The sequence below is a fragment of the Thiothrix winogradskyi genome (assembly GCF_021650935.1).
Classification (GTDB): Bacteria; Pseudomonadota; Gammaproteobacteria; order Thiotrichales; family Thiotrichaceae; genus Thiothrix; species Thiothrix winogradskyi.
Genome location: NZ_CP091244.1, coordinates 1,099,036 through 1,118,288 on the forward strand (window position 1 = coordinate 1,099,036; position 19,253 = coordinate 1,118,288).

Sequence of the window (19,253 nt, forward strand, 5' to 3'; positions counted from 1 at the left end):
GATTCCAAGTATGTAGTTAGCCACATGGGGTTTATGCATGTTGTAGTCAAACGCGAATTATAGCCCTAATTCGTGTTAATAGAGTGACATATCGTGGTCAATCTCTTTTGCCCAACGGTCAATCCCGCCAGTTAGATTGATCACTTGAAAGCCATTTCGTTCCAGATAATAGCACGCATGAGCGCTGCGGATACCGTGATGGCACACGACCAGCCACTCGTGCGTTTTATCCAAGTGTGCCATTTTCCCCACTAATTGCCCTAAGGGAATCAGGGTTGAAGGCTCAAAGTGGGCAATATCGTATTCCCATTCTTCCCTAACATCCAGTATATGCAATGGGGATTGTGCACTTAATTGCGCTGCCAACTCGCTAGGTGTCCAGTGGCGCATGGTTAAAAAACAAATGTCCGGTCGGTGTCGCTGTTAGCCCCAGCCAATGCTTTCAAGTGGGTTTCAAACAGCTTGGTATGGGTAAACTCACCGTCCGCTTCGTGGGTCACTAGCATGGCTTGCATCGCAGCACCTTGCCCCACCACGATGAACAGCCGCCCACCTAGCGCTAATTGGTTTTCAAAGCGCGGTAAATAGTGGGGGATAGAACCTGTTACTGCAATCACATCGTATTGTTTGGTAATTGACCCATCACGTAAGGCATCAGCGGTATGCAAGGCATGGTTACGCAGCTTAAGGTTAAACAGGCGTTCTTCCGCTCGTCGGGTAAAGTCTTCATGAATATCCACACTGTCGACGTGTTTGCTAAGATGGGCAAGACAGGCGGTGACAAACCCGCTGCCTGTGCCAATTTCTAGGCAAGTGTCATCGGGCGAAATCTTGAGTGCCTGCAACATGCGGGCTTCGACGCGGGGGAACATCATGTGTTCACCATGACCTAGGGGAATTTCCACATCAGCAAACGCCAGTGCTTGGTGAATTTTAGGCACAAATAGCTCACGTTGAATGAAACCAAACGTTTCCAAAATGGTCTGATCCAATACGTCCCACGGGCGTATTTGCTGTTCGATCATATTAAAGCGGGCGTGTTCCAGATTCATGCGGCAGGCTCCAGACGAAGAATGGGATAAGAGTACGGATTACGGCGCTATGTCGCAAGTGATTGCGTACTGCCCAAAACAATCTAATGCGAGGTTTTTTATGAAAAGCTTGGGAATGCTGCTGTTAGGAGGCGTATTACTCGTGACAGCCTTGTCAGGGTGTAGCCGTTCCAATGCAGCAGATGGCATGGCAAATATGGCGGCATTTCAGCAATGCCGTGAGCCGCGCCCGGAAATTTGTTACGAAGTGTTTGCGCCAGTGTGCGCTCAGGTGACGGATCCGCTGATCCGGTGTGTGAATGCGCCGTGCCCTTCCACGCTTCAGGCGACGTATGTTAATGATTGCAAGGCGTGTGCTGATCAACAGGTGCAAGGCTTTGTGCCTGGGCAATGTAAGTAAATGCATGTGTAGGGGCGGTTCATGAACCGCCCCTACGGGCGTTAGGCTAAGCCTTCGTTGCCATCCACGTTTTTCAGTTTTGGTGTATTCAGCTCAATCTTACCAATGGTCTTTTTGTCGCGCAGGTAATCGGCGACCACTTCCCAGATTTGCTTGTTAGGCTTCACCTCTTCCTGAACGCTTGCCCAGCCTGCCACGGGGTAGGTTTTTGCCGCATCCAGTGGTTTGCCATCCAGCATCATATCGGATACCCGTTCGCCCATTTTGGCCGTCGGGTCAAAGGTGAACTTCAAGCCACCGACGCGCACCATGTCGCCGCCTTGCTGGTAGTAAGGGTCTTCGTTGAAGAGGTTATCCGCCACGTCTTCGAGGATGGTTTTGATGGTTTCACCGGTCATTTCGTTACGTGTTACCGTGCCGTAAGTAATCGCGGTTTGGTCAGCAACGTGTTCAAACGTGATTGGCTGCCCAGGTAGTACGCTGGTTCCCCAACGGAAGCCCGGTGAAAACGCCATCGGCGCATCCAATTCTTGCATCAGCGCGTCGCAGATCAATTGGTCGAATGTTCCGTTGAAGTTGCCACGGCGGTACAATACGTCATCGCACACAGCGAGTTCTTCCGCCAATTCTTTCTTGTACGGTTCACGGATTTTGTCGATGAGTGCCTGCATATCCTTGTTGGCTTCCAACAAGTTGGAGAATACCGGCAGCAATTTGTAACGGAAATCCGCCACTTTGCCGTCTTTCACATCCAGATCGAGTACGCCGAGGAATTTGCCGTTAGAGCCAGCATTCGTGACCAGCGTTTTGCCGCCTGCATTTTCCACCACTACCGGTTGGAATACGCCATCGTGGGTATGACCGCCCATGATCGCGTCAATGCCGGTGACTTTGCTGGCCATTTTCAGGTCAACGTCCATGCCGTTGTGCGACAGCATAATGACAACTTTCGCGCCTTTGCTACGCGCATCGTCAACCGCTTGCTGCATGTCTGAATCGCGGATGCCGAAGCTCCAGTCAGCTACCATGTGACGTGGGTTGGCAACGGGTACGTAAGGGAATGCCTGCCCAATAATTGCCACCGGTACGCCGTTGATTTCTTTGATCACGAACGGTTCAAACACGCGCTCGTCAAAGTCGTTGCTGAAAACGTTTTGGGCGACGAAATCAATTTTGCCCGCGAAATCTTTCTCAACGATTTCTTTGACACGATCCGCGCCGAAGGTCATTTCCCAGTGCGGGGTCATGACGTCCACGCCGAGAGCAAGCTGTGCATCCACCATGTCTTGCGCATTGGTTTTCAGGGATGTCCATGAGCCTTGCCAAGTATCGCCGCCGTCCAACAGCAGTGAGCCGGGGCGTTGGGCACGTACTTGATCAACCAAGGTTTTCAGGTGAGCAAACCCGCCGACCTTGCCGTATTTTTTTGCGGCTTCAACGTAATCAATGTAGGTGAAAGCGTGCGCATCCATTGTCCCGGCTTCGATGCCGTACTTTTTCAGGAAGTGTTCGCCGACCAAGTGTGGCACTGCACCTTTCATGCTGCCGATACCCAGATTCACGTTCGGCTCGCGGAAGTAAATCGGTAATAGTTGCGCGTGGCAGTCGGTGTAATGCATCAAGGATACATTGCCAAAAGCAGGCAGTTCATACGGATTACCGGGGGTTTTAACAGCGGTTTTGTCGCCTTCTTTGCTGGCATCTGCTGCAAAAGCGTTATTCAGGCTGAAACCGGCAACGCTGGCGGCTGCCAACATTTGCATAAATTCACGACGGGTTAAACTCACGTTTTCTCTCCTCAAACGGGCTGAAGTTGTTCTTGCTACAGGGGTAGTGACGGGGTTCAGGTGAAAATATTCCATCTTTTTTGGAATATTACGGCGTTTTTCTGCATCATGTGCAATAGAACCGCTAAGAGAAACTTATAAACCACATGTTTAGTCAGTATTTTCGTTTTAACCGTCTCGACCAGCAGTTGTCGGAACACCGCGCCAAGCTACATCGTATGGCAGTGGCATGGTGTGGCGATAGCGCGTTAGCCGACGATCTGGTGCAAGACACCCTTGCAAAAGCCTTAGAAAAACAAGAACAACTCAAAGATGAAGCGCGTTTGGGTGCGTGGTTGTACAAAATTCTGCATAACTGTTGGATGGAGCATTTACGCACCCAAAAGCCGACACTGGACATCGACGAGATGGAGCTAAGCTGTACGGATTGCCCCGAAAAACACTTTGCCGATGATCAACTGGCCACCCAAGTACGCATTGCGGTGGAATCGTTGCCGGTGAGTCAATGCCAAGTGATGACCTTAGTGGATTTGGAAGGGTATAGCTATGAACAAGTGGCATCGATTCTCGATATTCCGATAGGGACAGTAATGAGCCGCCTCAGCCGCGCCCGCGAAACCATGAAAAAACGCCTGCAAGGCATACGTCAAACTGACAACGTTCACTATTTACGGAGAGTGAAATGAACCCCGATCAGCTAACCATTCACGATCGCCTGCACGCCCTCGCAGACGGGCAATTGGATGCTGAACAAGCCAGCCTCGTGTTAGCTCAGGTGGAAGCTGACCCTGGGCTGCAAAAACAGTTGTGTGAAATCCAGCGCATCAAACATCTGGTGAAATCGGCCTACCCTTTGCCCGTTTTGCGTCAACCCGTGCATCGCCCAGCAGTATGGCAACAAGCAGCGATGGTCATGCTGGCGTTCGGTCTCGTTTTTGTTGCCGGTGCAGGCAGCAGCCATTATGTGCCGAAATTGTGGCAACCTGAAGGTTTGACGTTGGAAAATGCAGCAGCACACGACGACCGTTTCATCGTGTTTCTGGATTCACACGAGCCTGCCAAATTGGAAAAAGCCTTGGTGAAGGCTGAAAAACTGGCGCAACAAGTCGAGTCTAAAGATGGCAGTGTGTATGTTGTTACCAGTGCGGAAGGCATTGACTTATTGCGTCTGGGTGAAACCCAGCATGAAGGTCGCATTTTGCACATGGGTGAGCAATACCCGCACCTGAAATTTGTGGCGTGCAGCAATACGTTGTACTCGTTCAGACAGCGCGGCGAATTGGTAGCATTGGTTGACGATACCGAAATTGCCCCGTCAGCGGTGCAGTTTGTGGTAGAGCACATGCGTGACGGGTGGCGGTATATCGCGATTTAAGGTTGTTCCGGGGTGTTTGTTGCTAGCGTTTGTTAGCCGCATCACCCCAATCTAGGTTGTTGCAAGCCTCACACTCTGCTTCCAACACCCCCATCCACACCAGCAAAGCATGAACTTTGCAGCCTGCACAGAAACCCAGTACGGTTTCCATCCACATGAAACCAAAGCATACCCACACCAGTACCAGCGGAATCCATGCTGGCATGTAGTTGTAGGTTTCTGGAAGCATTTCACTGCCTGCTAGGGTGTTGACCCAGCCTGCAAAAATTTCGGGGTTAAAGAAAATCAAACAGGTGACGATAAAACTTGCGCCAATCGACCAAGCAAAGCGTTTCGGCAGCAAGGGTTTCCACACGGGGCGCAGGTTTTTCGCCAAAAAGCTGCTGAGCAAGATGGTGGGCGACAAGCGTGAAGTGCTGACAAACATGCCCGAAATCATTTCAAACAGCGCGTAAAACAGCACAAGGGTTTGGAAACTGTAGTCGTAGGTGCGCTTGACCGCTTCGACGTTATACAGAATACGCCCGTCAAAATCGGTTTCGAGCGTATCGGTAATCACCGCTCCCGTCACTTCCCACGTTGAGGTGTAAATGGCATCGAACAGCGTAAACGCCATGTAGATGGGAATCACGAGCAACAGCCCCGCACGGATGCGCACGGCAGTGTCGTTAATGTAGGGGCTGACTTCGTTGCGGTCGCGAAACCACAAATCTTTGCAGCAAGTGATGATCCAATTCATCATCGGGCTTGTCTCCTTCCTCTCAACCGTCAAGTTGAGGCTGGAGCAAGCCCAGCCTCACACGCTGCTGTGTTACATTTACGGTTTCAGCAGTTGATAACCTTGCGATTGCAAACGGCCTGCTTCGGCGACACCGGAGGGGATCACGTCTTCTACTTTTGCGTCATACAAATCGGCAAAAGCAATTTTGCGTCCGGTCAGGGTGTTGTAGCAAATTTGGAATTTCACACCTTTTTCCTTCAATTCCGCAATTTTAGCGGGCAATTTGGCATCGGCATTCATTTCTACTTGCTTGGCGGTGGTCAACATACCTAAGCCGTCACCGTTCATCACGATTACCGCGTCGGTTTTTTTGCCGGTTTGTTCCAGTGCTTTGATGTAATTGCTGACATTGCCGAGCACACCAAGGTATTTCTTCTCGTCACCCTCCATCGTGACGTGAACCACGACTTTTTCAGCACCCGCGTAATAGTCGTCAGCGACTTTGGGTGCAGGCACGCCGGGGTCAAATTTGGCTTCGGCGGGCTTAGCATCAGCAGCCGGAGCAGCGGCAGCTTCTGCTTTAGGTGCAGCCGGTTTGGCATCGTCAGCGTGTGCAAGACCAGCAACACTGCTGGCAGTCATCAATAAACCCAGTATGATTGGTTTTAACATGGGTCGTTCTCCTCCTACGGTTGATAAAATTGCTATTCAAATTCCATTTCGCGGAACACCATGCCCGCATTCGCTAACGCGAGTTCGTCGAACGTATCAAGGTGGGCAAACGCACTTTGGTCGATCTTGTAGGCATCTTGTAAAGTGCCGCCACTTTCAAGCACTTCGCCGACTTTGGTACGCAGGTGTACTAGGTAATCTTTGGTGTATTTCGTGACTTCCGCCAAGTTGGTGGGGCCGCCGTGTCCGGGAATAATGTGGGTGGGTTTGAGGGCTTCGAGTTTTGCCCAGGTTTCGATCCACGCATCGGTATCGGTGTCTTCAAACAGTGGCAGCAGCCGTTCATGGAAGGCCACATCGCCGCTGATGAGCAATTGCTTTTCGGGCATCCACAGCATAATGTCGCCGGGGCTGTGTGCCGCACCGATGCGTAAGGCTTGCATTTTCCAAGAGCCGAGGCTTAGGTCCATGCTGTCTTCGCTGAGGATAATGTCAGGCTTGGAAAGTTCGGTACGGTAAGCTTTGTCGCGGCTGCGGTTGCGCATTAAGGCGATAATGTCTGCGCCACGTTGTTCGACTTCGTGCCAAGCATCTTGGTGCATAATGACTTTTGCACCTTGTTCCTGCCAGTAATTCATGCCGAGCATGGCGTGACCTTGCCCATTTTCGAGCAGAACGTATTTGACGGGTTGGTCAGTACGTTGCTTGATTTCGTCGTGCAGGGCTTGTGCCAACAGGTAATTGTCACCGGCATTCATGACGACGACACCGGCATCGGTAATCACGAAGGAAAGGTTGTTATTGTGTCCGCTGTTGTCGTAGGTGGGCGGTGCGGTTGCGCCAATCGCTGACCATACGCCGGGGATGACTTCCACGGGTTTGCTGTAAAGGAAAGAATCAAGGGCTTTGTCGTTTTCTGAGACGGGTAGCCCTGCGTCTTTCCATGCAAAAAAGCCGTCTGCGTAGTTTTTGACATTGGTGTAGCCGAGTTTCATTAGGGTATCAGCGGCGAGTGGGCTACGCTGGTTGACACCGCAATACACCACGATGGGAGTGTTTTTGTCGGGCAATTGTTCGGTGGCGTGCATTTCTAACCAACCGCGTAACAAGTTGCGGTGGCGGGGTGCGTCGATGCTGCCACCGAGTAGGGTGATTTCTTGCGGGGTGCGCACGTCAATGAGCTGGGTTTCGGGGTGCTTTTGCAGCAAATCCTTGAGTTCAGCCGTGTTGATATTGGTGATGCGTTTGTTGACTTCATCCAGTAATTGTTTGGCTTGTTCGGTGAGGGCGGGTGCTTCGCGGGCTGGGGCGGCGGCAGGTGTATCATTAGTTGTGGTCGTGCCGGATGTTGGTGTGTCGGTGTTTTCCGCTTCGGGTTGCATTCCTTCCTGTTCCAGCGACAGGTAGACCTGATAGGCATTGCGGCGGTTGGCTTCGTCAAAAGCGGGCAGATGGATGAAATCGCCCCAGTCGGTGGCGGCATACGCTTCGTCAAACGGGATCATGTCTTCAACCGCTTTGCCCATGGTTTCACGCAGGAATTCGATGTATTGGACAGTGGTTTTAATCACTTCCTGCGGGTTTTTGGACATGGGACCGTGACCGGGAACCATTGCGGTGAGTTTGCCTTGCGCCATGTCTTTTAAGCGTTCCAGCCAGATTTTGGTATTGGCATCGCCGACAAAGGGGACGCGCCCTTCAAAAATCAGATCGCCAATCAGCAATACGCCATCTGGTTCGACTAACACGCTTTGGTCGCCGTCAGAATGCGCTTTGCCGTTGAAAATCAGTTTGATGGTGACACCGCCGAGGGTGATTTCTTCATTGCCATCGACATAACGGTCAGGTTTAACCAAGCGGGTGTGAGCATTAACCCAGGGGGCAAGGTCTGCACGGCGTGAGGCCAGCAGGGTTTCGGCGTTTTCGGAATTGAGGTATTCCTCCGCACCAGCGGGGGCGATGATTTCCGCGCCCAAATCTTTAAAGACTTGCAAGCCGTAAATATGGTCGGCGTGGTAGTGGCTGACAATGACCTTTTTCACCGGTTTATCGGTTATTTTTTTGAGCTTTTGCAGGAATAATTGCGCCAAAGCGGGCGTGCCAAGGGTATCGAACAGTACCACTCCTTCGTCAGTGACAATCGCTGCTGCGTTGGAAATGAAACCGTGGTTTTGCGTGGCTGCACCGGGTGCGCCTTGCACGTAGTACACGTGTTCGGAAACTTTAATCAGCTCCATCACGACAGGGGGAAGTTTGTCGTCAGCATGGGCATTCAGCCCCAGTGTTAAACAGAGAGCGGCGAAGAATGCAGCAATGATGCGCATGAATCCTCCGTAATGCGTGAGGGATGGAGCGTGTAGGGGTAAACGATAGCAGTAGAGACGCAAACTTTTGCGTCTCTACGGGTAGGCAACAGCAGTGTGCGTTACGCTACATCAGCTTCGGCAGAGTCTTTCTCGCCTTTGTTGTCAGTCCAAGCCAGCTTCACTTTGTCGCCCGCCTTGCCCGCGTAGTTGAACGCGAGGTAAGGGTTTTTGGAGACAGAGCCGCCCCATTTGGCAGTCAGGATAGTTTTGTCACCCGCAGTGACGACGATGTCCTGAATGAAATGTGCGGGAACCAGCTCGCCGGTTTTCTTGTCTTTACGTTGCCCGGTTTCCATCGGGTGTGTCATCAGTGCTTTGACTTCAACGACATCGCCTTTCGCAGAGGCTTTAAGTTTAATACTAGACATGTGTGTACTCCTCTGAATTAGCCGCCGCAGCCGCCGATGGTGACTTTAACTTCTTGCTTAGCGGTGTAAGCTTTATCACCGGCTTTGGCAATCGCGATAACGTTAGCGGTCTTGCCCATTTTGATCCGGGTAGATGCTTCAGGTTGCGTACCTTCACCGAGGATAAACATCGCTGCCAGTGGGGTAGGGTTGCCATCAACAAGGATGCTGATTTCCGTGGTGCCTGCGACGCCGGACGTGACGGTAACAGGGACAACCGCGCCGTTTTCAGCGATTTCAGGGGCTTTGATTTTAATGTCAGCGGAATCTGTTGGGGTCACTGCCATGGCTTTCAGGGCATCGTCCATTGTTTTGGCATCAAATGCACCGCCGCCTTCTGCCATGACCATGCGTGGGGTCAGCAAACCCGCGCTGACCGCAAGACCTGCCGCGCTGGCAGCCAAGGTGCCTTGTAAAAATGTTCTGCGTTTCATAAGTTTCCTCTCTCCAGAGATGTGTTGTGAGCGTAATGGTGCTGAGAGCAAGCCACTCTCACCATTCAGGTATAATGATGTGAGTAGTGCCGAAAATATTCCGTCTTTTTTATGTAATCGCATAAAAAACCCGGCGGGAAGCCGGGTTCAAGTCGATTGTCAGATCGAACGTAAGGTGGGCTTACTTACGTGAGCCTGGACCGTTCCATTCCAAGCCATTGGACATATAAGTCAGGAAGTATTCCAGTGCCTTATATTCATCACCTTGAGCTTTGGTGTTGTTTGCGCGTACCATGGTATTGCAACCCATGAAACGGTTGTGCAGCGTGGTGATTTCACCATCCGCAGAACGGTAAGTGGGCCAATGTGTCACATGACCAACCGCAGGGCTAAGCAAATCCGCACGGATCATTTTGCCTGCATTGTTGGTGTGGCAATCCGCACAAGACATATTCAACTGACCACGCTTAGAGTAGTAGTAGTTTTTGCCTTTCTCGTACCAATCAACTGCTTTGCCTTCAGGAGTGGCAACGTTGATTTTGCTACCACGATTTTCCATCGCGATATACGCCATCAGCTGTGCAATTTTACCTTTGTTCAGCAACGGCTTGCCTTCTTTGTCGACAAAGCCTTCGCCATCACCGTCAGTTTTGCAGGCGTTTAAGGCACCTTCAGCCGTGACGATAGTGTCTTTCTCAGCATCGTAGAAAGGGTACTTAGTGCGGATGGATTTGATGTCACCCATGCAATCAGCATACGTTTTGCCATTTTTGAATGGCGTTTCCCAAATGGTCTTACCTGCATCAATATCAGGTTCGTAAGGAGGGAAGGATGATTCCATTTCCTCCCACTGGGCTTTCAAAGCGGGATCCAATGCATAAGCACCGTCTTTGAAATCTTCAAACGGGATGTCTTTGAATGCTGTCTTGAAATGGTCTTGGAATGCCGCCATTTCTTCCGCAGGTCCAGCGTGTACGGTGCTGAATGCGGAAACTGCTAACGCAAATGCAACGGATGCTGCGGTTAATACTTTTTTCATGGAAACCTCCAGTTAAGCAACGTCTGCTTCGGCAGAGTCTTTCTCGCCTTTGTTGTCAGTCCAAGCCAGCTTCACTTTGTCGCCCGCCTTGCCCGCGTAGTTGAACGCGAGGTAAGGGTTTTTGGAGACAGAGCCGCCCCATTTGGCAGTCAGGATAGTTTTGTCACCCGCAGTGACGACGATGTCCTGAATGAAATGTGCGGGAACCAGCTCGCCGGTTTTCTTGTCTTTACGTTGCCCGGTTTCCATCGGGTGTGTCATCAGTGCTTTGACTTCAACGACATCGCCTTTCGCAGAGGCTTTAAGTTTAATACTAGACATGTGTGTACTCCTCTGAATTAGCCGCCGCAGCCGCCGATGGTGACTTTAACTTCTTGCTTAGCGGTGTAAGCTTTATCACCGGCTTTGGCAATCGCGATAACGTTAGCGGTCTTGCCCATTTTGATCCGGGTAGATGCTTCAGGTTGCGTACCTTCACCGAGGATAAACATCGCTGCCAGTGGGGTAGGGTTGCCATCAACAAGAATGCTGATTTCCGTGGTGCCTGCGACGCCGGACGTGACGGTGACAGGGACAACCGCGCCGTTTTCAGCGATTTCAGGGGCTTTGATTTTAATGTCAGCGGAATCTGTTGGGGTCACTGCCATGGCTTTCAGGGCATCGTCCATTGTTTTGGCATCAAATGCACCGCCGCCTTCTGCCATGACCATGCGTGGGGTCAGCAAACCCGCGCTGACCGCAAGACCTGCCGCGCTGGCAGCCAAGGTGCCTTGTAAAAATGTTCTGCGTTTCATAAGTTTCCTCTCTCCAAAATTCAGCAAATCCACATTACAGCTCATGAATAAAGTCAACAACTCTATCCAGTTCCGCGTCAGTCAGAATCCCCATCGGCCCAAACGGGATCATAATGGTATTAGGATTGGCGACCCGTGCATCAGCGATTTGTGCTTTGAGTTTTGCCTTGTCTGGGAAGCGGGCTTTCATGGCAATTAATGGTGGGCCAATGTTGCCGGGCAGTTCACCACCAGCGATCATGTGGCACGCCAAACAGTTACCCAACCCACGGTCAAATGCCAACTCTTTGCCTGTCATTTCTTTTTTTGCTTCAGCCGGTTTAGCTTCTGCTGGTTTTGCTTCCGCTTTGGCAGCATCTGCTTTTTTATCATCGGCTGCATAAGCAGACGAGAATACAACGGTTAAAGCCAGCACAGAAACTGATGCCGACATCACCAAAGTGCGAAAAATTTTCCGCATAACGACCTCCTCTCTAAACGAAACATTTCAACGAAACGTGTTTCTCTACGCTTGTTAGACGGCTGAGATAGCACATTTTACTAAACCTTGAGAAATATCAACTTTCGGGTTGGAAGCTTAACCGATTGTGGTAAAACACGCAAAAAAACTTTAATGAAACCAGTATCTTGAATAAGAATATAATTATATTCTTATGTTTTCTGGTTAAAATTTGTCAAGTTGTTTTTCTTTGGTTTCCATTTGCTCAATTTCGCGTGCCATTGCTTGCAGGCGGGCGCTAGTATGCGCGGGATTGCCGGGCAGGCGTGAGGCTTGTTCGAGAATGGCGCGGGCGTGTTTGTATTCGCCCATGCGAATGCTACGTTCGGCGGCAGAACGGTACGCTTCAGCCGCTTGCCCGGCTTGTTCTGCAACCCGTTGACGGATTTCGAGGAATTCCAGACTGGTTTGTTCCGTCAATTGGGTGCGGCTGAGTAATTGCCAGGCTTGCGGTGCTTTTTGGTTGGCAAGCAAGGCTTCAGCCAACAGGCTAAGAATATCCTCCTGACCGGGATAAGAGCTTGCCAGCGGGGTGAGCAGCGCTTCGGTTTCGGCATAACGACGGGTTGCATTCAGTGCAGCCGCAATCGTAAGGGCAATCGGTAGTTGGCGTGATTGTGTACCCAAAGTTTGCAGGGCAGCATTGGGATTGCCGCGCCGCAATTGGCTGACGGCTTGGGCATATTGCGTGAGTTGTGCATCGCCTGCGGTAACGGCAGGTGAATTCGGGGCAGTGATGGCACGGAGCTTTTCACGGGCATAGGCGTAATCACTGTCTTCGCGGACACCGCGTTTGCCCATTTGATTGGCTTGGGCGCGGGTATCGCTCAACCGGTCGATGCTTTGCGGGTGAGTGCGCAAATATTGGGTAATGTCACCGTGTAAGTCGGAGGTGCGCCGATCCAGTTTTTCCATGAATAAGGACATGGCTTGCGGGTCAAGCCCTGCCCCCGCGAGAATGCGCAAGCCGGTGCGATCCGCTTCGGTTTCCATCTGACGGCTAAAGCTCAGTTGGCGGTGCAATTGCGTGGCAATGGTGCTGGTGATAATGGCTTGGGCGGCTTCCGGGCTTTTGCTGGCAGCCGCTGCACCGGCAAGTACTCCTAGCCCGGTCATGAGCGGATTGCCTTTGCGTTCCGCTAACATTCGCGCAATATGGCGCTGGGAAACGTGGGCAATTTCATGCGCCACCACAGCGGCTAATTCACTTTCCGAGCGCGTATTCAAAATCAACCCGGAATGCATGACGATGACCCCGCCGGGCATGGCGTAGGCGTTGATTTCCGGGTTTTTGACAATCAGAAAATAATAATTGCCGCCACCGGGTGCATGGGCAGCAAGGCGGTTGCCAAGGGCGCGTAACCAGCCGCTAAGTTCAGGGTCTTCCACAATGGGTTCACTGCCGCGCAATTCGCGGATGAGCTTGATGCCAAGCAATGCTTCTTGGGTGCTGCTGAGGGTGTTATTGGCGGGGTTGCCCAGATCGGGGATATTGATGCTGGGGACTTCCAGATCCAGTGCGGCATGGCTGGCAGCCGTAAGGCTTAAGCTGATGGCAATCAGGCTGGCGTGTATCAGGTATTTCATCATCAGGTCGGTTTGTGGGTGTAGAACCCTAACTATAATCGGAATGCGCGTGAAAGTATGCCTTCACTTTCAATTGCGCTTGCGGGTCAGCCTTAGTCAGTCTTGGTCTCAGGAAATTTGTATTCTCGCCATTCTATGCTGTAATCGGTGTTTCGTTTGAATCGGGAGAACGCTGTGTACCACTTGTTGGAACAACGCTTACGTGAGATTGATGCCCACCATTTGCACCCTTACCTACGCAATGCCCGCACGGGGCTGGAAAAAGAAAGCCTGAGAGTGTCGTCTGAAGGGCGATTGTCGCAACGTGATCATCCGGCGGTGCTGGGGTCTGCGTTAACCCACCCGTGGATTACCACCGATTACGCCGAATCCTTGCTGGAACTGATTACGCCGCCGCAGGAACGTGCTGCTCAGTCACTGGATTTCTTGCTCAATATCGAAACGTTTGTGTACCAGCAACTTAACGATGAATTGTTGTGGACAACCAGTATGCCGTGTGTGCTGAGCGGCGAACGCGATATTCGGATTGCTGAATACGGCAGTTCCAACGCCGGGCGTATGAAGCACATTTACCGTGAAGGGCTGGCCTGGCGCTATGGCAAGGCGATGCAGGTGATTGCCGGAATCCATTTCAACTATTCCATCGATGATGCCTTTTGGCAGCCTTGGCAGCAGGTACAGGGGGATGCAGGCGAGTTACGGGCGTTCCGTGATGCGCAATACATGGCATTAGTGCGTAATTTGCAGCGTTATGGCTGGCTGATTATTTACTTGTTTGGTACGTCGCCCGCGATCTGCAAAAGCTTCCTCGGTGGCAGAGAAGCACCCGAAGGCATGGAGGCGTTTAACGAATACACGCTCTATGAGCCTTTCGGCACGTCGTTGCGCATGGGGAATATTGGTTACACCAATAGTAAGGAAAATAAAACCGGGGTGAAGGTGTGTTACAACACCCTCGACAGTTACGTGAGTAGTTTGCGTCAGGCAATCAATACCCCTTGCCCGGAATACGCCGCTATCGGGGTGAAAGTGGCAGGGCAGTACCGCCAGTTAAATGCCAATATCCTGCAAATTGAAAACGAATATTACAGTACGGTACGCCCCAAGCAGTTATTGCAAGGTTTTGAGAAACCCACGGATGCTCTGGAGCGCAGGGGCATTGCGTATGTGGAATTGCGTTCGCTTGATGTGAATGCGTTCCACCCCGCAGGCTTAACGCGCCGTCAACTCTTTTTCCTCGAAGTCTTTATGCATTTCTGTTTATTGCAGGAAAGCCCGCTGGTGTCTGCGGATGAATTTCAGGCCATCAACCAGAACCAAATGTTAACGGCGCATCGCGGGCGTGACCCCGATGTACGTTTGAGTTGCTTGGGTAAGAGCGTGTTATTGCGTGATCAGGCTAGGGATTTGTTGCAAGCCATGCGCCCGGTGGCAGAGATGTTGAACACGGTACACGGGGAGGATTGTTACACCGATTCGTTAGACAGCCAGATTCAGCTTGCTTACAACCCGGACATTACGCCGTCGGCACGGATGCTGGAAGAGATGCGAGCTAATCAGGAGAGTTTTTTCGCGTTTGCGCAGCGTAAATCCCAAGAACACCGTGAGTATTTCCTGCAACGGACGCTTGACCCCGCGTTGATCCTTGAATTCCAGCAAGCTGCTGCAAGCTCCTTAAGCCGTCAGCAAGCGCTTGAAGCCAGTGAAAAAATGGATTTTGATAGCTTCCTAAACGCTTATCTATCAGGGGCTTTGGTTGACGTGAAAAATTAACCGGACAAATATCCGATTTTTGTTACCCGCAGCGAAAAACTGGGGTACACTGCAAATAACTTGCCTGATACTTGAAAGTTCCGTGAGCCTTGTTAGTTTGATGCCACGTTTTTACTTGCAGGTTTCACAGTGCATAACCTATCGAACCACAGTGGTCGATCGTTATCAGGTAATTTGGTGTGACTGATTATCTATAACGTAAATTCCCAAGCAGCACACGCTATTTATGAGATGACAAACAGTGAATATTTACGTTGGCAACCTGCCCTATAAAATTACCGAAAACGACTTGCGTGACCTGTTCTCCGCTTACGGCGAAGTGACCAGTGTCAGCATGATCAAAGACAAAATGACGGGGCAATCCAAGGGCTTCGGTTTTGTTGACATGCCAGATGCTGCTCAAGGCAATGCAGCGATTCAGGGTCTGAACGAGCAAGCCGTTCAAGGCCGTAACATTAAAGTTAACGAAGCAAAACCACGCGAAGATCGTCCACGTGATGGCGGCGGTCGTGGCGGCTTCGGTGGTGGCGGCGGCGGCGGTGGTCGTGGTGGTGATCGCGGCGGCTTCGGTGGCGGCGGTGATCGTGGCGGCTTCGGCGGCGGTGGTGATCGCGGTGGTCGTGGTGGTGATCGCGGCGGCTTCGGTGGCGGTGATCGCGGCGGTCGCGGTGGTGATCGTGGCGGCTTCGGCGGCGGCGGTGGCTACCGTTAATTCTTAACGGTTTCGCGTAAGGCAGGTTGATGCTGCATCAGCCTGCCTTCTCAATGCCTGCCGGTAGGCAAACCGGGGATTCAATACACAAGTGTTTATTCCTGCCGGTTTCGCCGTTCTTTATCTGCACGTTTGCTTTGGCTACGCCACAGGCTTTTGCTACAAACTTCAGCAGATGCGCGTTAGCTTTGCCATCCACTGGCGGGGCAGTAATCCTTATGCGAATGCGATCTTCCTGCACTTCTGCAAATTCATCCCGGCTTGCCTTGGGCTGCACCCGCACAAACAGGTGCAACACTTCATCTTCCCAGCGGTAAAACGTAGTCATTAGTACGTGATCGTCGTGTTACAGCCCGAAGGATTGCAACACAATCAACACGATATACAACAACAAAATTGCTGCCATTGGTGCCAAATCTACCATGCCAATAACAGGCACGAATTGACGAATCGGGCGCAACAATGGCTCTGTTAGGCTGTTCAAAATGTCTGCCAATGGGTTGCCCTGGCTATTGCCGACCCAACTGAGTACGGCTTGAATGACCAATGCAAAGATGTAGATGTAAATCACGGTGCGTACAAGGTCGATCACGGAATATAGCAGCACCACCGGTAAACTGGTTTCACTGCCCTGCAATGCGACCAGCAAAAATGTCTGGATAATCTTTAAACTCAATGCCAGCACAATCGCGGCGGTATCGAGTTTGCCAATTGCCGGAATCATGCGTCGCATTGGTACAAGTACCGGATTGGTGATTTTCACCAAAAATTGTGACAGTGGGTTGTAGAAGTTTGCCCGCGACAATGCCAGCAAAAAACGGATGAGTACCGCGCCGATATACAGCGAAAATAAAGTTTGCACCAAAAAAATGCCGACGTTCTGGAGTGCTTCCATGAGCGACTATCCCCTGTTTGATAAATGATGATTAGCTGTTGGCGGCTGCCAATTCGCGTGAACGGCTGGCTGCTGCTTGTAAGGCTTGCGCAAACAAATCGTGCAAACCACCCGTGGTTAACACGTTCAAAGCAGCCTCGGTCGTGCCGCCTTTGGATGTGACTTTTTGGCGCAATTCACCGGGTAAATCATCACTTTCCAGTGCCAGTTTTGCGGCACCGAGAGCGGTTTGCACAATCAGCAAGTGCGCTTCTTCGGGACGTAAACCGAGTTGTTCGGCAGCGGCTTGCATGGCTTCCATGACCAAAAAGAAGTAGGCGGGACCACTGCCAGAAATAGCGGTGACGGCATCCAGCTTGGTTTCATCATCGAACCAGACGGTAATGCCGACAGCACGTAACAGGCTTTCGGCTGCACTGCGTTGCGAGTCAGATACGTGCTGATTCGCGTATAAACCCGTTGCACCGGCTTGCACCAAAGCGGGGGTGTTGGGCATACAACGCACAATCGCTTGATTGCCACCCAACCAGCGGTTGAGCGCTTCTTCGCGAATTCCGGCGGCGATGGAGACAAACAACGGGCGGCTGAGTTGCGCATTGCTGGCAAGGTTTTCGGTCACATTGCGCATGATTTGCGGTTTGACAGCGAGTACCACCACGTCGGCACCTTGCATGGCTTCGAGATTGTCGGTGGTGGCGGTGACTTCCGGCCAATGTTTGCGGATGGCATCGAGTTGGTGTTCGTCAGGGTCGGCAACGCGCAATGCGACATTCGCTTGGTCTTGCAATAGACCGACGATCAGGCTGCGAGCCATATTGCCAGCGCCAATGAAGGTGATGGTGGTAGGTTTTTGGGCGAGTTTAGGTGTGTCCATAAAAGCTCTTTACTGTGTATCCGTTAGCAGATTTCCGTAATAATGGGTGCATTCTACTATTTTCAAGGACAAGAATGGAAAATTTGCTGCTATTGGGGTTATTAGGGCTGGGGCTTTGGTTCTGGATTGATTCGATGAATGCTCGCGAACGGGCGGTAGCGGCAGCGATACGCGCATGTCGGGAGATTGATGTGCAGTTTCTGGATCAAACCGTATCCTTGGAAAGCATGAAACCTACCCGTAACCGTCAGGGGCATTTGGTGTGGCGACGCATTTACGGGTTTGAGTTTAGTACCCAAGGGGTGGAGCGGCGGCATGGTCGTGCGATCTTACGCGGGCGGGTGTTGGAACAGGTGCAGTTGGATCAGGATGAGGGCACGACGATTGAGCAGCACGAAGCTTGAACGGCTGCTCTCCCGTTGCCTGCAATGTTACAAAAACCGGCTGACCAAAATCATATCGCCATCCACGTCTTGGGGCAGTGGAATACGCATTTTGTGACCGCTCCCCGGCGCAGTGGTGACAGGAATACCGTCCATATTTTCCATGCGTTCCAGTACCAGTTCGCGGTTGCCTTCCGGTAACACCAATTCCAGTCGATCTCCTACGCTGAAACGGTTTTTCACATCTAGCTCAATCCAGCCGTTGTCACGGTCAACGCGCATGGCTTCGGCAACGAATTGCTGCTGATGCCCCATCGACGCGCCTTGCATGTAGTTTTGGTATTCGTGGGTATGGTGGCGTTCGTAAAAGCCGTCGGTATAACCACGATTCGCCAGATTTTCCAAGATACCCAGCAATTTGGGGTCAAAGTTGCGCCCAGCCATTGCATCGTCAATCGCCTGTTTATATGTCTGTGCAGTCCGCGCCACGTAGTAATGCGATTTGGTGCGCCCTTCGATTTTCAAGCAATCTACGCCGATTTCGGTGAGTTTTTGGACGTGTTCGACGGCGCGTAAATCCTTGGAATTCATGATATACGTGCCGTGTTCGTCTTCCATGACGGGCATGAGTTCGCCGGGGCGGTTGGTTTCTTCGAGGAAGTACACCTTGTCCGCCAGCGGATGGCGTTCTTGATTGCCGCAACTGCCCATGCTTTGCGCTTGGTTAAACAAATCCATCGACAACACCGCTTCTTTGGGGACAAATTTGCCTTCTGCTGCTTCGACCGCTTCGGTGGTTTTGTATTCCCAGCGGCACGCATTGGTGCAAGTGCCTTGATTCGGGTCGCGGTGGTTGAAGTAGCCGGAGAGCAGGCAACGCCCGGAATAGGCGATGCACAATGCACCGTGGACGAAGACTTCCAGCTCCATATCGGGGCATTCTTGGCGGATTTCGGCGATTTCATCCAGCGATAATTCCCGCGATAAAATCACGCGGGTCAAGCCGAGGCTTTGCCAGAATTTCACCGTGGCGTAGTTCACCGTGTTGGCTTGTACGGAAAGGTGGACGGGCATGTCCGGCCATTTTTCGCGTACCAACATAATCAAGCCGGGGTCTGCCATGATCAGCGCATCGGGATTCATCGCAATCACGGGGGCAAGGTCTTCCATGAAGGTTTTGATCTTGCTGTTGTGCGGGGAAATGTTTGCCGCAACGAAAAACTGTTTGCCCAACGAATGCGCTTCGGCAATGCCGAGCGCGAGGTTGTCGTTTTTAAACTCGTTATTGCGCACCCGCAGCGAGTAGCGCGGTTGTCCGGCGTAGACCGCATCCGCACCGTAGGCGAAGGCGTGGCGCATGGATTTGAGTGTGCCCGCAGGGGCAAGCAATTCAGGGCGTTTCATGGGGAGTATCCGCTGTGTGTAAGTTCAAGCGAGGATTATATTCCCAAGTGCGGCGCTAGGCTAATTTACTGCAAGGCTG

General features: G+C 51.8%; 23 protein-coding genes. 6 read left to right on the forward strand and 17 right to left on the reverse strand.

Going from position 1 to position 19,253, the window contains the following annotated elements; translation table 11 throughout:
- Positions 1-75 precede the first annotated feature (75 nt).
- A complete protein-coding gene (locus tag L2Y54_RS05600; protein WP_236500810.1) occupies positions 76-390 on the reverse strand; it encodes a rhodanese-like domain-containing protein in 315 nt (104 codons plus the stop codon).
- Between the two features lie 2 nt (positions 391-392).
- Positions 393-1,052 carry a protein-L-isoaspartate O-methyltransferase family protein gene (locus L2Y54_RS05605; protein ID WP_236500811.1) on the reverse strand — a complete coding sequence of 220 codons (660 nt, stop codon included), beginning with the start codon at positions 1,050-1,052 and terminating at the stop codon, positions 393-395.
- A 100-nt stretch (positions 1,053-1,152) separates the two neighbouring features.
- Between L2Y54_RS05605 and L2Y54_RS05610 the strand changes: the two genes are divergently transcribed.
- Positions 1,153-1,452 carry a hypothetical protein gene (locus tag L2Y54_RS05610; protein ID WP_236500813.1) on the forward strand — a complete coding sequence of 100 codons (300 nt, stop codon included), beginning with the start codon at positions 1,153-1,155 and terminating at the stop codon, positions 1,450-1,452.
- 41 nt (positions 1,453-1,493) lie between these two features.
- Here L2Y54_RS05610 and soxB read toward each other — a convergent pair whose 3' ends face one another.
- On the reverse strand, positions 1,494-3,239 hold the full coding sequence (gene soxB / locus L2Y54_RS05615; protein WP_236500814.1) for a thiosulfohydrolase SoxB: 1,746 nt from the start codon (positions 3,237-3,239) through the stop codon (positions 1,494-1,496).
- Positions 3,240-3,385: 146 nt separating this feature from the next.
- Here soxB and L2Y54_RS05620 point away from each other — a divergent pair, with 146 nt between their 5' ends.
- Both L2Y54_RS05620 and L2Y54_RS05625 read left to right on the forward strand, forming a co-directional pair.
- Positions 3,386-3,925 (forward strand): RNA polymerase sigma factor, encoded by a 540-nt coding sequence (locus tag L2Y54_RS05620; protein WP_236500815.1) that lies wholly within the window; start codon positions 3,386-3,388, stop codon positions 3,923-3,925.
- Complete coding sequence (locus L2Y54_RS05625; RefSeq protein WP_236500816.1) at positions 3,922-4,614, forward strand: hypothetical protein; 693 nt, start codon at positions 3,922-3,924, stop codon at positions 4,612-4,614. The genes L2Y54_RS05620 and L2Y54_RS05625 overlap by 4 nt, the downstream gene beginning before the upstream one ends.
- Positions 4,615-4,636: 22 nt before the next feature.
- Here L2Y54_RS05625 and L2Y54_RS05630 read toward each other — a convergent pair whose 3' ends face one another.
- From L2Y54_RS05630 to L2Y54_RS05675, 10 genes are all read right to left on the reverse strand, one after another.
- Positions 4,637-5,356 carry a DUF4395 domain-containing protein gene (locus L2Y54_RS05630; protein ID WP_236500817.1) on the reverse strand — a complete coding sequence of 240 codons (720 nt, stop codon included), beginning with the start codon at positions 5,354-5,356 and terminating at the stop codon, positions 4,637-4,639.
- 75 nt (positions 5,357-5,431) lie between these two features.
- Positions 5,432-6,007 (reverse strand): DsrE family protein, encoded by a 576-nt coding sequence (locus L2Y54_RS05635; protein WP_236500818.1) that lies wholly within the window; start codon positions 6,005-6,007, stop codon positions 5,432-5,434.
- 32 nt (positions 6,008-6,039) lie between these two features.
- Positions 6,040-8,331, reverse strand: a complete 2,292-nt coding sequence (locus L2Y54_RS05640; protein WP_236500819.1) for an MBL fold metallo-hydrolase — start codon at positions 8,329-8,331, stop codon at positions 6,040-6,042.
- Between the two features lie 101 nt (positions 8,332-8,432).
- Positions 8,433-8,741, reverse strand: coding sequence for a thiosulfate oxidation carrier complex protein SoxZ (soxZ, locus tag L2Y54_RS05645; protein ID WP_236500820.1), 309 nt, complete (start codon positions 8,739-8,741; stop codon positions 8,433-8,435).
- A gap of 17 nt (positions 8,742-8,758) precedes the next feature.
- Complete coding sequence (gene soxY, locus L2Y54_RS05650; RefSeq protein ID WP_236500821.1) at positions 8,759-9,214, reverse strand: thiosulfate oxidation carrier protein SoxY; 456 nt, start codon at positions 9,212-9,214, stop codon at positions 8,759-8,761.
- Between the two features lie 181 nt (positions 9,215-9,395).
- Positions 9,396-10,253: a sulfur oxidation c-type cytochrome SoxA gene (soxA, locus tag L2Y54_RS05655; RefSeq protein ID WP_236500822.1), complete on the reverse strand. Its 858-nt coding sequence runs from the start codon at positions 10,251-10,253 to the stop codon at positions 9,396-9,398.
- A 12-nt stretch (positions 10,254-10,265) separates the two neighbouring features.
- Entirely contained in the window at positions 10,266-10,574 is a 309-nt protein-coding gene (soxZ, locus tag L2Y54_RS05660; RefSeq protein WP_236500820.1) for a thiosulfate oxidation carrier complex protein SoxZ, read from the reverse strand.
- Between the two features lie 17 nt (positions 10,575-10,591).
- The gene (gene soxY / locus L2Y54_RS05665) at positions 10,592-11,047 is read right to left on the reverse strand and encodes a thiosulfate oxidation carrier protein SoxY (RefSeq protein ID WP_236500821.1); all 456 of its coding nucleotides are present in this window, start codon (positions 11,045-11,047) and stop codon (positions 10,592-10,594) included.
- 34 nt (positions 11,048-11,081) lie between these two features.
- Positions 11,082-11,507 (reverse strand): sulfur oxidation c-type cytochrome SoxX, encoded by a 426-nt coding sequence (gene soxX, locus L2Y54_RS05670; protein WP_236500823.1) that lies wholly within the window; start codon positions 11,505-11,507, stop codon positions 11,082-11,084.
- 204 nt (positions 11,508-11,711) lie between these two features.
- Positions 11,712-13,136, reverse strand: coding sequence for a M48 family metalloprotease (locus tag L2Y54_RS05675; protein WP_236500824.1), 1,425 nt, complete (start codon positions 13,134-13,136; stop codon positions 11,712-11,714).
- A gap of 171 nt (positions 13,137-13,307) precedes the next feature.
- On the opposite strand from L2Y54_RS05675, the gene gshA reads away from it, so the two are divergent.
- Together gshA and L2Y54_RS05685 are read left to right on the forward strand one after the other, a co-directional pair.
- Positions 13,308-14,906 carry a glutamate--cysteine ligase gene (gene gshA / locus L2Y54_RS05680; RefSeq protein ID WP_236500825.1) on the forward strand — a complete coding sequence of 533 codons (1,599 nt, stop codon included), beginning with the start codon at positions 13,308-13,310 and terminating at the stop codon, positions 14,904-14,906.
- A 241-nt stretch (positions 14,907-15,147) separates the two neighbouring features.
- The gene (locus L2Y54_RS05685) at positions 15,148-15,618 is read left to right on the forward strand and encodes an RNA recognition motif domain-containing protein (protein ID WP_236500826.1); all 471 of its coding nucleotides are present in this window, start codon (positions 15,148-15,150) and stop codon (positions 15,616-15,618) included.
- A gap of 37 nt (positions 15,619-15,655) precedes the next feature.
- Here L2Y54_RS05685 and L2Y54_RS05690 read toward each other — a convergent pair whose 3' ends face one another.
- From L2Y54_RS05690 to proC, 3 genes are read right to left on the reverse strand one after another with little or no spacing between them, the layout of a single operon-like run.
- Complete coding sequence (locus L2Y54_RS05690; RefSeq protein WP_236500827.1) at positions 15,656-15,946, reverse strand: DUF167 family protein; 291 nt, start codon at positions 15,944-15,946, stop codon at positions 15,656-15,658.
- Between the two features lie 18 nt (positions 15,947-15,964).
- Complete coding sequence (locus L2Y54_RS05695) at positions 15,965-16,513, reverse strand: YggT family protein (RefSeq protein ID WP_236500829.1); 549 nt, start codon at positions 16,511-16,513, stop codon at positions 15,965-15,967.
- Positions 16,514-16,544: 31 nt separating this feature from the next.
- Positions 16,545-17,387 carry a pyrroline-5-carboxylate reductase gene (gene proC, locus L2Y54_RS05700; protein WP_236500830.1) on the reverse strand — a complete coding sequence of 281 codons (843 nt, stop codon included), beginning with the start codon at positions 17,385-17,387 and terminating at the stop codon, positions 16,545-16,547.
- A gap of 74 nt (positions 17,388-17,461) precedes the next feature.
- On the opposite strand from proC, the gene L2Y54_RS05705 reads away from it, so the two are divergent.
- Entirely contained in the window at positions 17,462-17,791 is a 330-nt protein-coding gene (locus tag L2Y54_RS05705) for a DUF3301 domain-containing protein (protein WP_236500831.1), read from the forward strand.
- Between the two features lie 27 nt (positions 17,792-17,818).
- On the opposite strand, the gene trhP is transcribed toward L2Y54_RS05705, so the two are convergent.
- Positions 17,819-19,174, reverse strand: coding sequence for a prephenate-dependent tRNA uridine(34) hydroxylase TrhP (gene trhP / locus L2Y54_RS05710; protein ID WP_236500832.1), 1,356 nt, complete (start codon positions 19,172-19,174; stop codon positions 17,819-17,821).
- Between the last annotated feature and the right edge of the window lie 79 nt (positions 19,175-19,253).